A 16,561-nucleotide genomic window follows, 5' to 3' on the forward strand; every position below is an offset into this window, starting at 1 on the left:
TGCGAAGGCCCGCTAATAGGGGATCGCGTGCGCTTCGGCAAAGCTCGTCAGCAATTGCCGCATCGAGCCGCTGCGGTAGCGGTCGGCGATATGGGCGTCCATCACCGCCTGCAGCTTGGCCACTGGCAGCTCTAATAGCATCGCCTTAACCGGCCCGATGGCCGACGGCGTCATCGAGATCGAGCGGAAACCGAGGCCGATCAGCGCCATGGCCGACAGCGGCTTGCCGGCCATCTCGCCGCAGAGGGTGACCTGGACCGAATTGCGCCGGCCGGCGTCAAGAATGCTCTTCAGCGCCATGAGGAACGGCGGAGACAGGTCGTCGAACCGCCCCGCCATCCGCGCATTGCCGCGGTCGACGGCGGAGAAGAACTGGAAGAGGTCGTTCGAGCCGATCGAGACGAAGTCGACAAGTTGCATCAGCTCGTCGAGCTGGAACAGCAGCGAAGGCACCTCGATCATCGCGCCGATCTTCAGGCGTCGCGGCATGACATGGCCGAACTTGGTGAGATGCTTGAACTCGCGCGAGATGAGGTCGCGGGCCTGCCGCAGTTCGGCCAGCTCGGTGATCATCGGGAACATCACGCGCAGCTCGCGCCCGGCGGCAGCCTTCAGAAGCCCGCGCAGCTGGGTGCGCATCAGGCCCGGCCGGTCGAGCGCGAGGCGAATGGCGCGGTAGCCGAGCGCCGGGTTCTCCTCGGCCGACTGATGGAGGTAGGGCAGGATCTTGTCGCCGCCGATGTCGAGCGTGCGGAAGGTCACCGGCATCGAGCCGGCAGCGTCGAGGACGGCCGCGTAGAGACGCTCCTGCTCGCTCGCCTTCGGCATCGATGACGACACCATGAACTGCAGCTCGGTGCGGAACAGGCCGATGCCCGTCGCGCCGGAGGCGCTGAGCTGCGGCAGGTCGACCAGCAGGCCCGCATTCATCAGGAGGTGGATCTCCACCCCGTCCTTGCTCTCGGCGGGAACGTCGCGGAGGGCCCGGTACTGCTCCTGGCGCTTGGCTCGGAACTGCACCTTCTCGACAAACACGCCCTCGACCTCGGCGGTCGGGCGCAGGTGCACGCCGCCATCGTCGCCGTCGATGATGATGGCGTCGCCGTTCTCGGACATCGAGACGACGCCCTTGGCCTGGCCGACCACCGGCAGGCCGAGCGCGCGGGCGACGATCACGACATGGCTGGTGGCGGTGCCCTCTTCGAGGATCAGGCCGCGCAGCTGGTCGCGGCGATAGTCGAGCAGTTCCGCCGCGCCCATCGAGCGCGCGACGATGATCGCGTCCTTCGGCCCGTCCTCGCCGCCGGCGCCCTCCGCCCGGCCCATCAACTGGCGCAGCAGGCGGTTGGCGAGATCGTCGAAATCATGCAGCCGCTCGCGGATAAACGGGTCGGTCATGTGCATCATGCGCGCGCGCATGTCGCTCTGCACCTTCTCGACCGCGGCCTCGGCGGTCAGGCCGTTACGCACCGCCTCCTCCAGCCGGCGCACCCAGCCGCGATCGTGCGCGAACATGCGGTATGCCTCGAGCACCGCGCGGTGCTCGCCCTCGGCCGCGATGTCGCGCCGCGACAGCATGTCCTCGATCGATATCCGCAGGAACTGCAGCGCCTTTTCGAGGCGGGTGATCTCGGCGTCGGCATCCTCGTTGAAGAGGTTGGTCACCACCACGCGCGGCTCGTGCAGCACGACATGACCGAGCCCGATGCCCTCGGACAGCGCAACGCCGTTGAACGAGACCGGGCGCGACAGGTCGAGAACGACGCCCGGCCGCGACAGGCCGGCAAGGCTGCCGGCGGCGATCATCTCGGCGACGACCATCGCGACGGTCTCGAGCGCCTCGACCTCCTCCTCGCGATAGACCCGCTTGGCGCGGTTCTGCACATCGAGCACGCCCAGCGTCCGGCCGGCGCGCAGGATCGGCACGCCGAGGAAGGCGTTGAACGGCTCCTCGCCGGTCTCGGGCAAAAAGGTGAAGGCCGGGTGCTTCTGCGCTTCGGGCAGGTTCAGCGAGCGCGCGGTCGCGGCGATGGTGCCGACCAGCCCCTCTCCCAGCCGCAGCTGCGCAAGGTGCACGGAACCGGGATTGAGGCCCTCGGTGGCGTAGAGCTCAAGAACCGCGTCGGCGCGCAGCACGTAGAGCGAACAGACTTCCGCCACCATGTTCTGGGCAATCTGGCGGACGATTTCGTCAAGACGCGCCTGCGGCTCCAGGGGCTCGGCCATGAGCTCCCGGATCTTGCGCATGAGCACGCGTGGTCCTGACGAATCGCTTCTGATCAACGCCGTCTTCCAACTGCCGGTCCCGAGGAACCCGTCTTCCGGTCCGTTCGCCCGCCACCGACGCGCGCATTTCAGCGGGCGACACCCTTTCTCAGGGGTGGATCGCCCGGCTCAAGCTTTGTCGAGACCGTACACCGAATGCAAGCTCCGAACGGCAAGTTCGGAGAACTCGCCATCGATCAGGATGGAGATCTTGATCTCCGACGTCGTGATCGCACGGATGTTGATGCCGCGGTTCGCCAGCGCCTTGAAGGCGGTGGCGGCAACGCCGGTATGGCTGCGCATGCCGACGCCGATCACCGAGACCTTGGTGAGGCCGAGCTCGCTCTGGATCACGTCGAAGCGCATTTCGGGCTTCGCCTTCTCGAGGATCGCCGTCGCCTTCGGCAGGTCGCTCGCCGGGACCGTGAAGGTCATGTCGGTGCGGGTTCCGTCCTCGGAGATGTTCTGGACGATCATGTCGACGTTGACGCCGGCATCGGCCAGCGGCCCGAAGATCGCCGCGGCGACGCCCGGCTGGTCCTCGACCCGCCGCAGCGAAATCTGCGCTTCGTCCTTGGCATAGGCGATGCCGGTCACGACCTGCTGTTCCACGATTTCATCCTCGTCGCAAATGAGCGTTCCAGGCGGGTTCAAGACGTCGCCCATTCCCGGCGCGTGCGGGTCGTCGAAGGACGATCGCACGAACAGCCGGACCTTGTGCACCATGGCGAGCTCGACCGAGCGCACCTGCAGGACCTTGGCGCCGAGCGACGCCATTTCCAGCATTTCTTCAAACGAGATCTTCGCCATTCGCCGCGCCTTGGGCTCGATGCGCGGGTCAGTGGTGTAGACGCCGTCGACGTCGGTATAGATGTCGCAGCGGTCGGCCTTGATCGCCGCGGCGATCGCCACCGCCGAGGTGTCGGAGCCGCCGCGGCCGAGCGTCGCGATCCGGTTGTCCGGCGCGATGCCCTGGAAGCCGGCGATGACGGCGACCTGGCCCTCGTCGAAGCGGCGGACGAGTTCCGAGCCGTCGATGTCGAGAATGCGCGCCGCGCCATGCTGGCCGTCGGTCTTGATCGGCACCTGCCAGCCCATCCAGGAGCGGGCGTTGACGCCCATCGCCTGCAGCGCGATGGCGAGAAGCCCGGCCGTCACCTGCTCGCCCGACGCCACCACGGCATCGTATTCGCGGGCATCGTGCATGGCCGAGGCCTCGCGGCACCAGGCAACCAGTTCGTTGGTCTTGCCGGACATGGCCGACACTACGACGGCGACCTGATGCCCGGCATCCACCTCACGTTTCACGTGCTCCGCGACGTTGCGGATGCGGGGAATGTCGGCGACCGAAGTGCCGCCGAACTTGAGGACGAGACGCGCCATGGAGATGCTAGCCTGGACGGCGGACGGCAGAGATGTCCGCGGTGTGTCGATAGGACGCTTCCGGGAACGCCTTCCGAGCCCTCCCTGCAGCGGCCGGGAGTTAGCGGATATGCGCGGCGACTGCAAGAATAGGCGTCGCGGGCCCCTGCGCCGGCCACGCCTCAAGTCGCCACCAGAGGCATGGAATACGTCTGCAGACCGGCCGCGCGTATACGAACTGGAAGCCATTCCCGGCTTTTCCCGCCGATAGCGGCTCGACGGCAACCTGATGTTTCGTCAAGGCGGCTAGACTTACCGCCGACAACACGGACGCCTTGCCCATGAAACGCCCGCTCAAAGTGCAGATCATCGTCACGCCCGGCGGCGAGCGCATGGCCATTCTGCCAGAGGCGGAGCTGGACGCGCTGCTTGCCCTCGTCGACAACCCGGCGGATGGGCCGGCGTACGGGCCGGCGGACGGGCCGGCGGACGGGCCAACGGATGAGCCGGCCGGAGACGACTTCACCGCAGCACTCGCGAGCGAAATGGAAGAGGTCGTGCCGTCGGGCTTTCTCGACCGGCTGCTGTCCGGCGCCAACCCGATCAAGGTCTGGCGGGAATATCGCGGCCTGTCGATCATCGACCTCGCCGAAACCACCGCTGTCCCCGCGCCCCGTCTTCTCGATCTTGAAGCAGGCAGCGCGGCCGGCAGCCCCGCCGAGATCCACGCCATCGCCATCGCGCTGAAGCTCGCCGTCGACGACCTCGTCTGACGCTAAGCATCGGTTGCCGGCGACCGCCGGCGCTTGACTTTCGCCGCCGGGGGCGAACATGCGGGGGGACGACAAGCTGACGGGACCAAGACGATGAGCGACGCGCGGCAGACGACGATCGACGATGGCGAAGTCGAGCGCTTTTCCAGACTCGCCGCGGAATGGTGGAACCCGGCGGGCAAGTTCAAGCCGCTGCACAAGTTCAACCCCGTGCGCCTTTCCTATATCCGGGAACAGCTCGGTCTCAACTTCGGCGTCGACCTCGCCGCCTCCCGGCCGTTCGAAGGGCTCAGCGTTCTCGATATCGGCTGCGGCGGCGGGCTGATTTCCGAGCCGGTGGCGCGGCTCGGCGCCCGGGTCGTCGGCGCCGATGCCTCGGCGACCAACATCGAGGTGGCCCGCCTCCACGCCGCCCAGAGCGGCCTCGACATCGACTACCGCGCGACCACCGCCGAGGCGATCGCCGAAGCCGGCGAAAAGTTCGACGTCGTGCTTGCGCTCGAAGTCGTCGAGCACGTCTCCGACGTCCCCTACTTCCTGACCTCCTGTGCCGACATGGTGAAGCCCGGCGGGCTGCTCTTCGTCGCCACCATCAACCGGACCTTCAAGGCCATGGGCTTTGCGATCATCGGGGCGGAATACGTGCTGGGCTGGCTGCCGAAAGGCACGCACCAGTATTCCAAGCTCGTCCGTCCGGAGGAGATCCGCGCGCCCGTCGAGGCGGCGGGCCTGTCGATGATCGACGAGACAGGCATCGTCTACCACCCGCTCGCCGACGCCTGGCGCCCGTCGAAGGACATGGACGTCAACTACATGGTCCTCGCCCGCCGCGCCTAAGCGCCGGCCGTCTGCCCTTACCGGTCCAGCCGTGCCGTTTGGGGGCCGGATTGCACGCGGACGTGTGCGGCCTTACCCCCGCCGGGCACGCCCCCCGATTGCTTCGCCGGTCGCTCAAGTTTATACGCAAGGCGCAGACGGCATTCCGGTTGAGTCCGAGGATCTCTTGGCAATGGCAGCAGCACTGAAGCAGGCAGACACCAACGCGGGCAACGAGACGGTTCTCGCCTTCCCCTGCGCGACGGCTGCCCGCATCATCCCGTCGTTCGAGCCCAGCGCCGCCGAGCGCATCGACCTCGACCGGCTGCGCTGGCTGGCGCTGCGCAGCGTCATCGCGCCGCAGCCCGATCTCGAGCGGGCTTGCTTGCTTCTGTCCGGTGAGACCGACGTATCGCTCTCCCGCTATGCCAACGCCTTCTTCCACGGCCTCGCCAACAAGGGCCGCCGCCAGATGAGCTTCTACCGTCCCGGCGCGAAGTCCGTCGGCGAGGACGAGACCTGGCTGCTGCGGCTGGTGGCCGCGACCCGGCGGGGCGACGAGCCCGGCGCCCGCGCGCTGATCGCCTGGCGCGTGCAGCCCGAGGCGCAGCGCTGGATGCGATTCCTCTCGGCCGGCCTCGTGCGGATGCTCGACAGCGCCGAATAGAGCGCCGGCACTCTATTCTGCTACCACTTGACCCTGAATATCGGTGATCGCTTTCGCGGCAATTGCCGACGCACCTCGCCGCGACAACGCTGCGGTCAGAGCTGTCGGGGTGCCGGTACACCGCTCATCTCCGTCTAGTTTAGAATGATTCAAAAAAGGATTGCCAAAGGGAGATCGGCAGCCTAGTTTAGAATTATTCCACGACAAGGACCGGCTTGCCCGGTCACAAGGAGACACCCATGGGACTGACCGCCGCCAAGATCGAGCCGACTGCCAAGGAAGAGATCGTCCAGGGCCTGACGCAGGCGCTGGCTGAGACGTCCATCGAGACGATGAAGGCGCAGAACTTCCATTGGAACGTCACCGGCATGTCGTTTGGCCCGCTGCACGAGTTGTTCCAGAAGATCTACGAGGACCACTTCGAAGGCCAGGACCTCCTTGCCGAGCGCATCAAGCAGTTCGACGTGCACGCGGAAGGCCGTTACTCCGTCTACCTCGCCCGCAGCGCGGTGAAGGAGCATGACGGCCACGCCGACGCCAAGGAGATGATCGCCGCCCTCCTCGCCGACCAAGAGCAGATCTCCTCGACGCTCTCAGCTCTCTGCGAGATCGCCGATCAGCACGGCGACTGGGCGACCAACGACCTTTCGACCCAGCGCATCGAGGCGCACGACAAGTTCGCTTGGATGCTCCGCGCGCACCTGAAGTAGGCCACAAAATTTTCGTCAGAAATGCGAACGGCCCTGCCAGCAATGGTAGGGCCGTTTTCTTTAAAACGACCTGTCCGTCAGGCGCACTTTTGCGGGCATCGGCCAGGCGAGGCCGCGGCCGCGCCTTCCCGCAAGCTATTCGGCAGCGATCGCGGCTTACCGGATGGTCGCCCGGACATAATCGCCGCGCAAGACGACCGATGGCCTGGCGCCGACGGCGTTGGGCAGCGCGCTGTCGATCATCGCGGCCCTGGCTTCCACCGTGTAGCTGATCGCGGTATCGGCGGCGAAGCTGAGATAGCTATCCTGGCTGACGGCAGCGATCACCAGCGTTTCGTCCGCCTGCGTTCGATCGAAGCTCAGATGCGAACGAAGCGCCGCAGCCTTCAGCTGGACAGAACCGGCATGCCCTTCGAGCGTCACGTCGGCAGCCTTGTTGTCGAGCGCGATGGTCGCGAAGTCGCCGACGAGCTTCACCTGTGACGCCGCCTGCTCGATCGAGATCGAGACCTCCTTGCGGACGTTCCCCTTCAATTCGACTCGACAGGCAGCGGTATCAAGCCAGGAGGATGTGCTGGCATCGACGAACAGCGTCGTGTCCTTGACGGACATGCGGCTTTCGGTTCGGCAGTCCGTATCGGACCAGATCGAGGTCCAATGCGCGAACCACCCCGAGCGCTTGCCGCCGAGGGTGGCGGTAAAAGGCTCGCCCTCACGGGTGGTCAGGTCGATCGCACTCGCCTCGCCGGTGATGCGAATGGCGGTGACGGCCGAAAGGTCCAACGCCGGCCCCGTCGGCAACGCTTCGTCGGCTAGAGCAGACAGCGCCGGGGGCGATGCGGCGCAAAAGAGAAGAAAGGCGATCATCCGGCTATTCATAGGTCGGTTCCCATCATGGCTGTGACGTGATGGGAGTGGCCGACAAACGGACGCTCTGCGACCTCGATCGCGATGAAGGTCGATCCGGATCGCGATCGAGGGCCCATTGACGATGATCGTGTTCGAGGCCGGCCTCCTCAATTGGTCGAACTTCAACCGGGAATTTCGCGCGTCACCGGCGTCAGCCCAACAGCTTAGTGGACAGCGAAAACGCCTTAGCGTGCGCTAAACCGGTAGCCATGCCTGTCTACAGACGGAGCATGTGTCTGATGTGAGCGTCAGCCGACGTCTGCGTCATCCTCGCGGATCGGGCATTCCACCCCCTCCATCGCGCATTTGCGCCGGTACGACATTACCCAGAAGGCCGGATTGCGCGTCGCCTCGGCCAGCCGGCTCATCAGCGCCTCGATGAATTCCTTCTTCGCCTCGCCGCTGCCGTTGCGGGGAAACGCCTGCTTCTCTTCCTTGGTCATGGCGCAGCCGACGCAGCGGCCTTGGCGCTTGTACTTGCACACGTCGACGCAGGGGCTCGGCGCATCGGCCCAGAGGGCGAGATCGGTTGTGTCGGACATCACGGTTTCCTGTGGCGGCGCGGGGGTCAGGCGGCGCGGTCGAGCTTGTCGAGCGGACAGGGGGCGTCCTTGCGCTCGCATTTGCGCCGGTACATCCGCGTCCAGTAGGGCAACCGGCCGGCGCTCTCCAGACGCGCTGCGAGCTGCAGGAAAAAGGCCTGCTTCTTCGACTTCTTGCCGAGGCGCTTATACGCCTTCTTCTCCGGCTTGGTCATGGCGCAGCCGATGCAGCGGCCTTCGTCGCGGAACTTGCACACGTCGATGCACGGGGAAGGCGCGTCCGCCCAGGTCTTGGCCAATCGAGGTCTCCGGATGTTTCGTTGCGCGCCGGGCGGGCCGGGCGGTGGCGGGCGAGGCCCTGCCGCAGGTTCTTGCCGGGTGTCGCGAAGACGCCCGGCGCTCTCTCTTGCTGATCCAGCTCGTCCCTTGTGCGTCCGGAAGGACGCAGGGCGTTCTAGTTCTTGTCTTCCGGCAGCGGCGGCAGCGGCATCACCGCGATGCCCTCCTCCACCAGCCCTTTCACGTCCGGCAGGCTCGCCTCGCCAAAAATCTGGCGCTGCGGCGTCTCGCCATAGTGGATCCGGCGCGCCTCCTCGGCGAAGGCGGGGCCGACATCCTCGCCCTTGGCGCGCACCGCGCGGCCGATCTCGTGGAGCTTGGCGATCACCGCCGCCGCCTCGGCCTCGCTCGGGCCCTGACGGGTCGAAACCGCCGGCCGCATCAGGCTCTTCGACACCGCGGCGGAGCCGCAACTGGGGCATGAGACCAGACCGTCCGCCGTCTGCCGTTCGAAATCCTCGCTGGACCGGAACCAGCCGTCGAAGCCATGCCCCGCCGGCTCGCAGCGGAGCGCAAACTTGATCACTCGGCGGCCTCGGCGGCTGCAGCCGAACCTGCACCGGTCGGCGGCACTGCAAAGTCACGCGCGTTCTTGAGGTTCGGCACCTTGCGGCGGGTGGCGGCGACGAGCGCGGTGTCGATCTCGGCGAGCGCGATGCCGGGCTCCGCCCCGTCGACCTCGGCGATCACCTTGCCCCAGGGGTCGATGATGATCGAATGGCCATAGGTCTCTCGGCCGTCCTCGTGCACCCCGCCTTGCGCGGCGGCGATCATGAAGGCGCCATTCTCGATCGCCCGGGCGCGCAGCAGCACGTGCCAGTGCGCCTCGCCGGTCTGGCGGGTGAAGGCGGCGGGCGCGGTCAGCACCTCGGCGCCGGCCAAGGCTTCGGCGCGGAACAGCTGGGGGAAGCGCATGTCGTAGCAGACGCCAAAACCGATCCGCACCGGGCCGCCCTCGAGCGCGAGGTCGGCGACCCCTGCAGCCGCACCCGGCCGGTAGGTCGCCGATTCCCGCCAGCTCTCGCCATTGTCGAGATCGACGTCGAACATGTGGATCTTATCATAGGTGGTGAGGCGCTTTCCGTCCGGCCCGAACAGGAACGCACGGTTGGCGATCATCCCGTCCTCGACCGCGACGGCGACCGAGCCAACATGGATGAACACGCTATGCTTGCGCGCAAGATCCGCGGCGGTGCGCACGATCACGTCGTCCGCCTCGCTCTTCAACTCAGCATCGAGTCTCGTGCGGTCGCGCTGCACCATGCCGGTCATCTCCGGCGTCTGCAGATAGGTGGCGCCCTTGGCGACGGCGTCGGCCACCATCGCGGCCATCACCTCGGCATTGGCTTTGGGGTCGACGCCCGAGCGCATCTGCAGGACGGCGGCGGTAAACTTGGTCATGGGAAATCCTGCAGGGGGCGAAAGGCGATGCGGCCGGTGGGAAGCCGGCCCGTGGCTAGGCCGCGAAAAACGAGGATGCCGCTCAGGCCGCCAGCATCGGGTCGAGCTTGCCGCCGCGGTCGAGCGCGAAGAGGTCGTCGCAGCCGCCGACATGGGTGTCGCCGATGAAGATCTGCGGGAAGGTCGTGCCACCGTTCGCCCGGGCCAGCATCTCCCGGCGGATCTCGGGCTCGTGCGTCGCATCCTTCTCGTCGAAGGCGACGCCCTTCTCGGTCAGCAACTGCTTGGCGCGGGCACAGTAGCCGCAGAACTGGCGCGTGTAGATGGTGACGTCGGGCATGGCTGCGTCCTGGTGAAAAGGTTGAGAGTTCAGATATGGACGGCACCCTCTCCGACCGCAACCCTTGCGAACGTCAACACGTCGACATCCCGCGCGCCGGCGCGCTTCAGCGCCCGCGTCGCGCTGGCGACGGTGGCGCCGGTGGTGAAAACGTCGTCGATCAGCAGCACGCGCCGCCCGGCCACGAGCGGCTTGCAGCGCCCGGGCACGGCAAAGGCGGCGCGCACGTTCGCCTCACGCTGGGCGCGCCCGAGCCCGACTTGGCTGCGCGTCGCCTTGACGCGGACCAGCACCCTCGGCTGGTAGCGGAGGACGTGGCCGCGCCCGGCCTCCAGCCGCACCAGCTGGCGGGCCAGCTCGGCCGCCTGGTTGAAGCGACGCCGCCACAGCCGTGACGCATGCAGCGGCACGGGCACCACGAGATCGGCCGCGTCGAGGAGTTCGCGGCCGGCCCGCGCCATCCAGGCGGCCATCAGCAGCGTGAGATCGATGCGGTCGCCGTATTTCAGCGACGCCACCAGCCGTGCCGCCAGCCCATCATAGAGTGCGGCCGCCCGCAGCCGCGCGAAGGGCGGCGGGTCGGCGATCGCCTCGGGCGACACGAGGCTGCCGCCGATGTCGCCGGCAAACCCCGCCTCGAAGGCGAAGGGCGTGCCGAGCACCGCGCAGAAAGGCGACTCGATGAAAGCGACGCCCGCCCAGCAGCCGGCACAAAGGGCATGCGCTTGCCCGATGGCCGTCTGGCAGCCGGCACAGACCGGCGGAAACAGCAGCTGGCCCAGTGCCGCCGCCAGCCAGCTGGCCCCGCTCTGCCGCATGCCGCTCCCCGCCCTCCAAGTTGGAGACGCCCTTTGCCGGGCATCCTCTGCTTGAGCTCGATGCAAGAAGCTTGACGTTACGCCGTGCGTCATCAGCTACAAGCCGGCGTCGACCTCGAAATTGGAAGCTGGATGAACACCCCTCTTTTCGACCGTGCTCTGCTCGACCGCCGCCGGCGCCGTGTGGCGCTCGACCCGAAGGCTGCCGAGGCCCGCTTCCTCTTGCGCGCGGTCGCCGCCGAGCTCGCTGAGCGGCTGTCGCTGGTCGAGCGCCGGTTTCCGCTCGCCGTCGACCTTGCCGGCCATTCCGGCGAGATGGCGGGCCTCCTCGCTGCCGGCGGCCAGGTCGACACCGTCGTGCGGGTCGAGCGCGATGCGGCACTGCTCGGCGGCACTGGCCTGTCGGTCGTCGCCGACGAAGAGGCGTTGCCGCTCGCAGAGAATGCCGTCGACCTCGTCGTTTCCGCGCTGTCGCTGCATCTCACCAACGATACGCCAGGCACCCTCGTCCAGATCAAACGCTGCCTGAAGCCGGACGGGCTGTTCCTGGCGGCGCTTCTCGGCGGCGAAACGCTGAGCGAACTGCGCGCCGCTCTGCTTGCGGCGGAGGCGGAGATCGTCGGCGGCGTCTCGCCGCGCGTCGCCCCCTTCGTCGACATCCGCGACGCCGGCGCGCTGCTGCAGCGGGCGGGCCTCGCGCTGCCGGTCACCGACCAGGACCGGCTGACGGTGCGCTATGCCTCGATGTTCGAGCTGATGCGTGATCTGAGGGCCATGGGCATGGCGAACATGCTGACCGAACGCAGCCGCGTGCCGAGCCGGCGCCGGCTGTTCCTGCGCGCCGCGGAAATCTACGCCGACCGCTATTCGGATCCGGACGGGCGGGTGCGGGCGACTTTTGACATCGTCTATCTCTCGGGCTGGAAACCGCACGACAGCCAGCAGAAGCCGCTGAAGCCGGGCAGCGCGAAGGCGAGCCTCAGCGCGGTGCTGAACGATCGGTCGGGCAAGCTCTGAGCACCGGCCGCTTGGCGGGAGACGAACGCCCCCTCTTATCGCGGACAGAGGAACCGCAACGAGGCCACCCGACTGTTCGTCGCCAGAAAGACAGACGCTAAAAGTCGAGGCTATCCAGGATCCCGTCGACCGGACGGGCCTGTCGCTATGCCAGCTTTATTTCGCCAGGGCGTTCGCGACGTTCTGGAAGATGGTCTGGAGGTTGCTGCCGATCTGCGAGACGAAGGCAACGATCGCGAGGCCGATGAGGCCGGCGATCAGCGCGTATTCGATCGCCGTCGCACCCGCGGTATCATCGATGAAGCTGCGGCAGCGCGACATCAGCCGCGCCGTCAGCGAGGAGGGTCTGCCGTTCAGCATGCGCCGCGCTGCGTGCCATCGGGGAACAGTAGGCAAGGGCCGGCCTTGCCATCCCACAGAACGCTGCGGCTCTCGACATAGGTGTTCTTGCCGGCATGTCCGGCCGAACCGGTGACCGTCGGATCCAGCGCCTGGCCGCGCTCGGCGACGCTGATCTTCGCGTGGCGGTCTGCGGCGGGCACGACGATCAACGCCAATGCTGCGGCGATCGAGCCGAACAGCAAGGTGGCACGAAAGAGACCGGTGCGGGCCTCGGCGAGGGCGCCGGCATTACCCGTTTTCGGCTGGCCGCTGTCTTTCATGGTCACCCCCCGGATGTCGGCGGCGCCCGGCGAGGACGCGGCGCTTTTGCAACACTCTGGGATTGTGACGGAAAGCCGTGAAAAATCGCTTAAGGCCGCCGCTGGTCCTTCAGCAAAGGTTAGGGTCTGGGGCAGACTTCCCCAGCGGCAGTTTTTCTCAGATGAGGTCGATGAGAAACGGGATCAGCGGCGCGTCGGCCGGGGGCATGGGATAGTCGCGCAGATCCTTCGGCCGGACCCATTTCAGCCGCTGCCCCTCGCGCGGCTGGGCAATGCCCTCATAGCGGCGGCAGACGTAAAGCGGCATCAAAAGGTGGAAGTCGGGGTAGAGATGGCTGGCAAAGGTCAGCGGCGCGAGGCAGGCGGCTTGCGTGGTGACGCCGATCTCCTCCTGGAGTTCGCGGATCAGAGTCTCCTCGGGCGTCTCGCCGGCCTCCACCTTGCCGCCCGGAAACTCCCATAGCCCCGCCAGCGACTTGCCTTCCGGCCGCTCGGCGATCAGCACCCGTCGGTCGGCATCGATCAGCGCGCATGCGGCAACGAGGAGGATGGTCTTTGCAGGCATGATGGTTTCCTCAACGTTTGCCCCCGCCGGAGGCGGAGAAGCCGCGGACGGACCGTCCGGGCGGGTCACCAGCAGGCCGCGTCGTCAGGCCGGCGGCGAGCGGTAGATGTAGCGATAGGCCTCGACGAAACCGAGATTGCGGTAGAGCGCGAGGCCCGCGGTGTTCTCCGCCTCGACCTGCAGCCAGCCGGTGCGTGCCCCCTTGTGCAAGGTGTGGCGCAGCGCAGAGGCCACGATGTCGCGCCCAATGCCCCTCTGGCGACTGCCCTCGGCCACGGCGACGTCGAGCACGCCCGCAAGGTCGTTGTCGTGGATCGCCAGCGCCACGGCGATGGCCTTTCCCGCTTCCTCCTGCACGAACAAGCCGGCGGGTGGGCGGATCGATTCCAGGATCTCGGTCAGGCCCTGGCGCATGTCGTCGGAGCGGTCGTGCACGGCAAGGCTCGCAGTCACGTAGCGTCCGAGGTCCTTGGTCGGGATCCGGTCGATGGCGCTCGACAGGTCAAGCGCGGCGAGGTCGGCGGTGAAGACGATGGATTCGGCGAAGCGTGACCAGCCGGCGCGGTCGAGATGCTCGATCAGAGGCGTCGGCGCCAGCGGCGACTGGCGGAACACCAGCGGCCGGCCGGCCGCGGCGAAGCGTTCGGCTGCCCGCTCGATCCGGCCCTCGATGTCGGAATGGTCGGACGGGTCGAGCGGATTGACCGAGTTCAGCCGCTTGGCCGGAAAGCTCTTGGTCAGCCGCACCGCCCAAGTGCCGTCATAAACGGTCGAGGTGGCGGGCCAAGCCCGGAAGCCGGCAGCTTCCAGCCGGCGGACGACGGCGAGGCGCTTCATGAACTCAGCTTCGATAGTCGCCATTGATCTCGACATATTCCTTCGTGAGATCGCAGGTATAGACCGTCCAGCGCCCGGCGCCGAGCCCGAGCTCGACCCGGATCGGCACTTCCGGCCGCTTCATCACCGCCGCCGCAGCCGCCTCGCTGTAGTCGGGATCGCGCTCGCCGTTCACCGCAACGCGCACCGCGCCGAAGGAGATCGTCAGGAGGTCGCGGTCGGCCGGCTCGCCGGCCTTGCCGACGGCCATCACGACGCGGCCCCAGTTGGCGTCCTCGCCGGCGACCGCCGTCTTCACCAGCGGCGAGTTGGCGATCGACAGCGCGATGCGCTTGGCGGAGGTGTCGCTGACCGCTCCCTCGACCGTCACCTGAATTTCGTGCCGGGCGCCCTCGCCGTCGCGCGCCACCTGGCGGGCGAGGTCGAGCAGCATGTCGGCGAGCGCCAGCTTGAAGTCGGAAAGGCGCGGGTCGGCGCCGTCGGTGATCTCCGGGCAACCGCGGGCGCCGGCCGCGCCGGTCGACAGCAGCAGCAGCGTGTCGGAGGTCGAGGTGTCGCTGTCGACGGTGACCGAGTTGAAGCTCGGCTCTACGGCGGCCGACAGCATCGCCTGCAGCGCCATGGAGGAGATCGCCGCGTCGGTGGCGAGGAAGGAGAGCATCGTCGCCATATCCGGCGCGATCATGCCGGCACCCTTGGCGATGCCGTTCAAGGTAACCGCCACGCCATCGATCTCGACCGTGCGGGTGGCGACCTTGGCATAGGTGTCGGTGGTCATGATCGCGTCGGCGGCGTCGCGCCAGCGGTCGCCGGTCGCCTCGCCAGCGAGGCCTTCCAGGAGGTGCGCGAACTTGCCGGCATCGAGCGGCTCGCCGATGACGCCCGTCGAGGCGAGGAAGACCTCGCCGGTCTTGCAGCCGACCGCCTCGGCGGCGGCAACCGCGGTCATCGCTGTGGTCTCGCGGCCCTTGCGACCGGTGAAGGCGTTGGCATTGCCGGAATTTACGACGATCGCGCGGACGCTCCCGCCCTTCAGGCTGTCACGGCAGAAGTCGACCGGCGCCGACGGACACTTCGACTTGGTGAACACGCCGGCAATGCCGCCGGGCGCGTCGAGCACCATCAGGAGCACGTCGGTGCGGCCCTTGTACTTGATGCCGGCGGCGCCGGTGGCGATGCGCAGGCCCTCGATCATTGGCATGTCGGGCGTGGCCGTGGGGGCCAGCGGGGAGACGCTCACGCTCATGGTCGTTCCTTCTCGGGAAGCCTACTGGAGATCGCGCTGTCGCCGGCCGTCCGGCCTGCGGACCGGCGGAAGAGAGCGGGCATCGCCCTCTTCCGCCGACATTCGTTGTTTCGTCTTACTGGGCCGGCGCGGGCGCCGTAGCAGGGGCATCGCCCTCGGCCGGGGCCGTCTCCGCCGGAGCGCCCTCAGCCGGCGCTGCCTCACCGCCGGCCGGTGCGCCGTTGGCGATCGACTTCTCCATCGCCTCGACCTGCGTCTTCACCTTCGGGTCGACATACTCGACCTTCAGGTCGTCGCGGGCCTTCTGGACGATGGCCATGTACTTCTCGCGCATCAGCACCTGGCGAACCTGGTCCTTGACGTCGTCGAAGCTCGGCTGCGGCTGCGGCCGCTTCTCGGTCACCTGAATGACGTGCCAGCCGAACTGGGTCTCGATTGGCGCCTCGGTATACTTGCCGACCTCGAGCGCATAGGCAGCCTTCTCGAAAGGCGGCACCATCTGGCCGGGACCAAAGAAGCCGAGATCGCCGCCCTCGGGACCGGACGGGCCGGCCGATTTCGACGCCGCCAGCGTCATGAAGTCGGCGCCGGCGTCGAGTTCCTTGATCACCGCCTCAGCCTCTTCCTTGGTCTTCACCAGGATGTGGCGGGCATGGACTTCCTCGACCGGCTTCAGCTTCGCGAGCTCGGCGTCGTAGCGTGCCTTCAGCTCCTCATCCTTGATGCCGTCGACGCCCTGCTTCTGGAAATAGGCGTTGTGCAGCGCCCGCTCGCGCAGAAAGGCGATGCGCGCCTGCACCACCGGGTCCTTCTCGATGTCGGTCTTCTCGGCTTCCTGGGCGAGTGACTTGATGTCGATCAGGGCGGACAGCACGGCCAGCTTGCGCTGCTCGGGCGGCAGCTTCTCGAACTGCTCGCCGAGGTCGCCGGCGGCGAGCGTCAGGTCGCCCTCGGTAATCGACTGGGTGCCCACCTTGGCCACGACGTCGGTGTCGGCGGCGCTGGCCGGGAGGGCCATGCCCGCCAGCGACAGGCTGGTCGCGGCAAGAAGAAGCGTGATGATACGGGTCATAAAGTCAGTTCCTCGGATTTCTCGGGCGACACGGATGCCGGCCTCTCGGCGCGGGCCGCTCTTTGAACGCGTGGTTGGAAGTCCTTGCTTTGCGGTCTTTTGAAGGCCGCACGGCGCCGGCAGGCGGCGTTGACATCGCTTTGCCCCCCTCTTATCTCTCTCGCGTCATCAAAGTCCAGCCGCAGGTCCCGACACGCGACGCCGATGACGGGAAACGGCA

Annotated in this window: 20 protein-coding genes; 5 read left to right on the forward strand and 15 right to left on the reverse strand. The window is 67.3% G+C overall.

Annotated features, from left to right (window positions below):
* Positions 1 to 12: 12 nt before the first annotated feature.
* Positions 13 to 2,280, reverse strand: coding sequence for a phosphoenolpyruvate--protein phosphotransferase (ptsP, locus tag ACZLZY_RS19860; protein WP_472935925.1), 2,268 nt, complete (start codon positions 2,278 to 2,280; stop codon positions 13 to 15).
* Between the two features lie 114 nt (positions 2,281 to 2,394).
* Entirely contained in the window at positions 2,395 to 3,648 is a 1,254-nt protein-coding gene (locus ACZLZY_RS19865) for an aspartate kinase (protein WP_472935781.1), read from the reverse strand.
* 320 nt (positions 3,649 to 3,968) lie between these two features.
* Here ACZLZY_RS19865 and ACZLZY_RS19870 point away from each other — a divergent pair, with 320 nt between their 5' ends.
* The 4 genes from ACZLZY_RS19870 to ACZLZY_RS19885 all read left to right on the forward strand — a co-directional run bounded on the left by ACZLZY_RS19870 (position 3,969) and on the right by ACZLZY_RS19885 (position 6,593).
* On the forward strand, positions 3,969 to 4,400 hold the full coding sequence (locus ACZLZY_RS19870) for a helix-turn-helix domain-containing protein (protein ID WP_472935782.1): 432 nt from the start codon (positions 3,969 to 3,971) through the stop codon (positions 4,398 to 4,400).
* Between the two features lie 93 nt (positions 4,401 to 4,493).
* Positions 4,494 to 5,237 carry a bifunctional 2-polyprenyl-6-hydroxyphenol methylase/3-demethylubiquinol 3-O-methyltransferase UbiG gene (ubiG, locus tag ACZLZY_RS19875; RefSeq protein WP_472935783.1) on the forward strand — a complete coding sequence of 248 codons (744 nt, stop codon included), beginning with the start codon at positions 4,494 to 4,496 and terminating at the stop codon, positions 5,235 to 5,237.
* Positions 5,238 to 5,409: 172 nt separating this feature from the next.
* Positions 5,410 to 5,883 carry a hypothetical protein gene (locus ACZLZY_RS19880; RefSeq protein WP_472935784.1) on the forward strand — a complete coding sequence of 158 codons (474 nt, stop codon included), beginning with the start codon at positions 5,410 to 5,412 and terminating at the stop codon, positions 5,881 to 5,883.
* 239 nt (positions 5,884 to 6,122) lie between these two features.
* Positions 6,123 to 6,593: a Dps family protein gene (locus ACZLZY_RS19885; protein ID WP_472935785.1), complete on the forward strand. Its 471-nt coding sequence runs from the start codon at positions 6,123 to 6,125 to the stop codon at positions 6,591 to 6,593.
* A 156-nt stretch (positions 6,594 to 6,749) separates the two neighbouring features.
* Here the strand turns inward: ACZLZY_RS19885 and ACZLZY_RS19890 are convergent, their stop codons facing one another.
* The 7 genes from ACZLZY_RS19890 to ACZLZY_RS19920 all read right to left on the reverse strand — a co-directional run bounded on the left by ACZLZY_RS19890 (position 6,750) and on the right by ACZLZY_RS19920 (position 10,942).
* Positions 6,750 to 7,460 carry a hypothetical protein gene (locus ACZLZY_RS19890; RefSeq protein ID WP_472935786.1) on the reverse strand — a complete coding sequence of 237 codons (711 nt, stop codon included), beginning with the start codon at positions 7,458 to 7,460 and terminating at the stop codon, positions 6,750 to 6,752.
* A 290-nt stretch (positions 7,461 to 7,750) separates the two neighbouring features.
* Entirely contained in the window at positions 7,751 to 8,044 is a 294-nt protein-coding gene (locus ACZLZY_RS19895) for a DUF1289 domain-containing protein (RefSeq protein WP_472935787.1), read from the reverse strand.
* Positions 8,045 to 8,070: 26 nt separating this feature from the next.
* Entirely contained in the window at positions 8,071 to 8,343 is a 273-nt protein-coding gene (locus tag ACZLZY_RS19900; RefSeq protein ID WP_472935788.1) for a DUF1289 domain-containing protein, read from the reverse strand.
* 155 nt (positions 8,344 to 8,498) lie between these two features.
* Positions 8,499 to 8,909: a DUF1178 family protein gene (locus ACZLZY_RS19905; protein WP_472935789.1), complete on the reverse strand. Its 411-nt coding sequence runs from the start codon at positions 8,907 to 8,909 to the stop codon at positions 8,499 to 8,501.
* Positions 8,906 to 9,784, reverse strand: coding sequence for a carbon-nitrogen hydrolase family protein (locus ACZLZY_RS19910; protein ID WP_472935790.1), 879 nt, complete (start codon positions 9,782 to 9,784; stop codon positions 8,906 to 8,908). The genes ACZLZY_RS19905 and ACZLZY_RS19910 overlap by 4 nt, the downstream gene beginning before the upstream one ends.
* An 82-nt stretch (positions 9,785 to 9,866) precedes the next feature.
* The gene (gene grxC / locus ACZLZY_RS19915) at positions 9,867 to 10,124 is read right to left on the reverse strand and encodes a glutaredoxin 3 (protein ID WP_472935791.1); all 258 of its coding nucleotides are present in this window, start codon (positions 10,122 to 10,124) and stop codon (positions 9,867 to 9,869) included.
* A 29-nt stretch (positions 10,125 to 10,153) separates the two neighbouring features.
* Complete coding sequence (locus ACZLZY_RS19920) at positions 10,154 to 10,942, reverse strand: ComF family protein (protein WP_472935792.1); 789 nt, start codon at positions 10,940 to 10,942, stop codon at positions 10,154 to 10,156.
* Positions 10,943 to 11,074: 132 nt separating this feature from the next.
* Here ACZLZY_RS19920 and ACZLZY_RS19925 point away from each other — a divergent pair, with 132 nt between their 5' ends.
* Positions 11,075 to 11,959, forward strand: a complete 885-nt coding sequence (locus ACZLZY_RS19925; protein ID WP_472935793.1) for a methyltransferase domain-containing protein — start codon at positions 11,075 to 11,077, stop codon at positions 11,957 to 11,959.
* A 156-nt stretch (positions 11,960 to 12,115) separates the two neighbouring features.
* Here ACZLZY_RS19925 and ACZLZY_RS19930 read toward each other — a convergent pair whose 3' ends face one another.
* From ACZLZY_RS19930 to ACZLZY_RS19955, 6 genes are all read right to left on the reverse strand, one after another.
* Positions 12,116 to 12,319, reverse strand: a complete 204-nt coding sequence (locus ACZLZY_RS19930; RefSeq protein WP_472935794.1) for a Flp family type IVb pilin — start codon at positions 12,317 to 12,319, stop codon at positions 12,116 to 12,118.
* Positions 12,313 to 12,621 (reverse strand): hypothetical protein, encoded by a 309-nt coding sequence (locus ACZLZY_RS19935; RefSeq protein WP_472935795.1) that lies wholly within the window; start codon positions 12,619 to 12,621, stop codon positions 12,313 to 12,315. Before ACZLZY_RS19935 ends, ACZLZY_RS19930 begins: the two co-directional genes overlap by 7 nt.
* Positions 12,622 to 12,778: 157 nt before the next feature.
* Positions 12,779 to 13,186, reverse strand: a complete 408-nt coding sequence (mutT, locus tag ACZLZY_RS19940) for an 8-oxo-dGTP diphosphatase MutT (protein ID WP_472935796.1) — start codon at positions 13,184 to 13,186, stop codon at positions 12,779 to 12,781.
* An 84-nt stretch (positions 13,187 to 13,270) separates the two neighbouring features.
* Positions 13,271 to 14,047: a GNAT family N-acetyltransferase gene (locus ACZLZY_RS19945; RefSeq protein ID WP_472935797.1), complete on the reverse strand. Its 777-nt coding sequence runs from the start codon at positions 14,045 to 14,047 to the stop codon at positions 13,271 to 13,273.
* Positions 14,028 to 15,269: a bifunctional glutamate N-acetyltransferase/amino-acid acetyltransferase ArgJ gene (gene argJ / locus ACZLZY_RS19950; protein WP_472935798.1), complete on the reverse strand. Its 1,242-nt coding sequence runs from the start codon at positions 15,267 to 15,269 to the stop codon at positions 14,028 to 14,030. Before argJ ends, ACZLZY_RS19945 begins: the two co-directional genes overlap by 20 nt.
* A 115-nt stretch (positions 15,270 to 15,384) precedes the next feature.
* Positions 15,385 to 16,341 (reverse strand): peptidylprolyl isomerase, encoded by a 957-nt coding sequence (locus tag ACZLZY_RS19955; RefSeq protein ID WP_472935799.1) that lies wholly within the window; start codon positions 16,339 to 16,341, stop codon positions 15,385 to 15,387.
* Between the last annotated feature and the right edge of the window lie 220 nt (positions 16,342 to 16,561).

Source organism: Mesocryomonas lacus, from assembly GCF_055730135.2.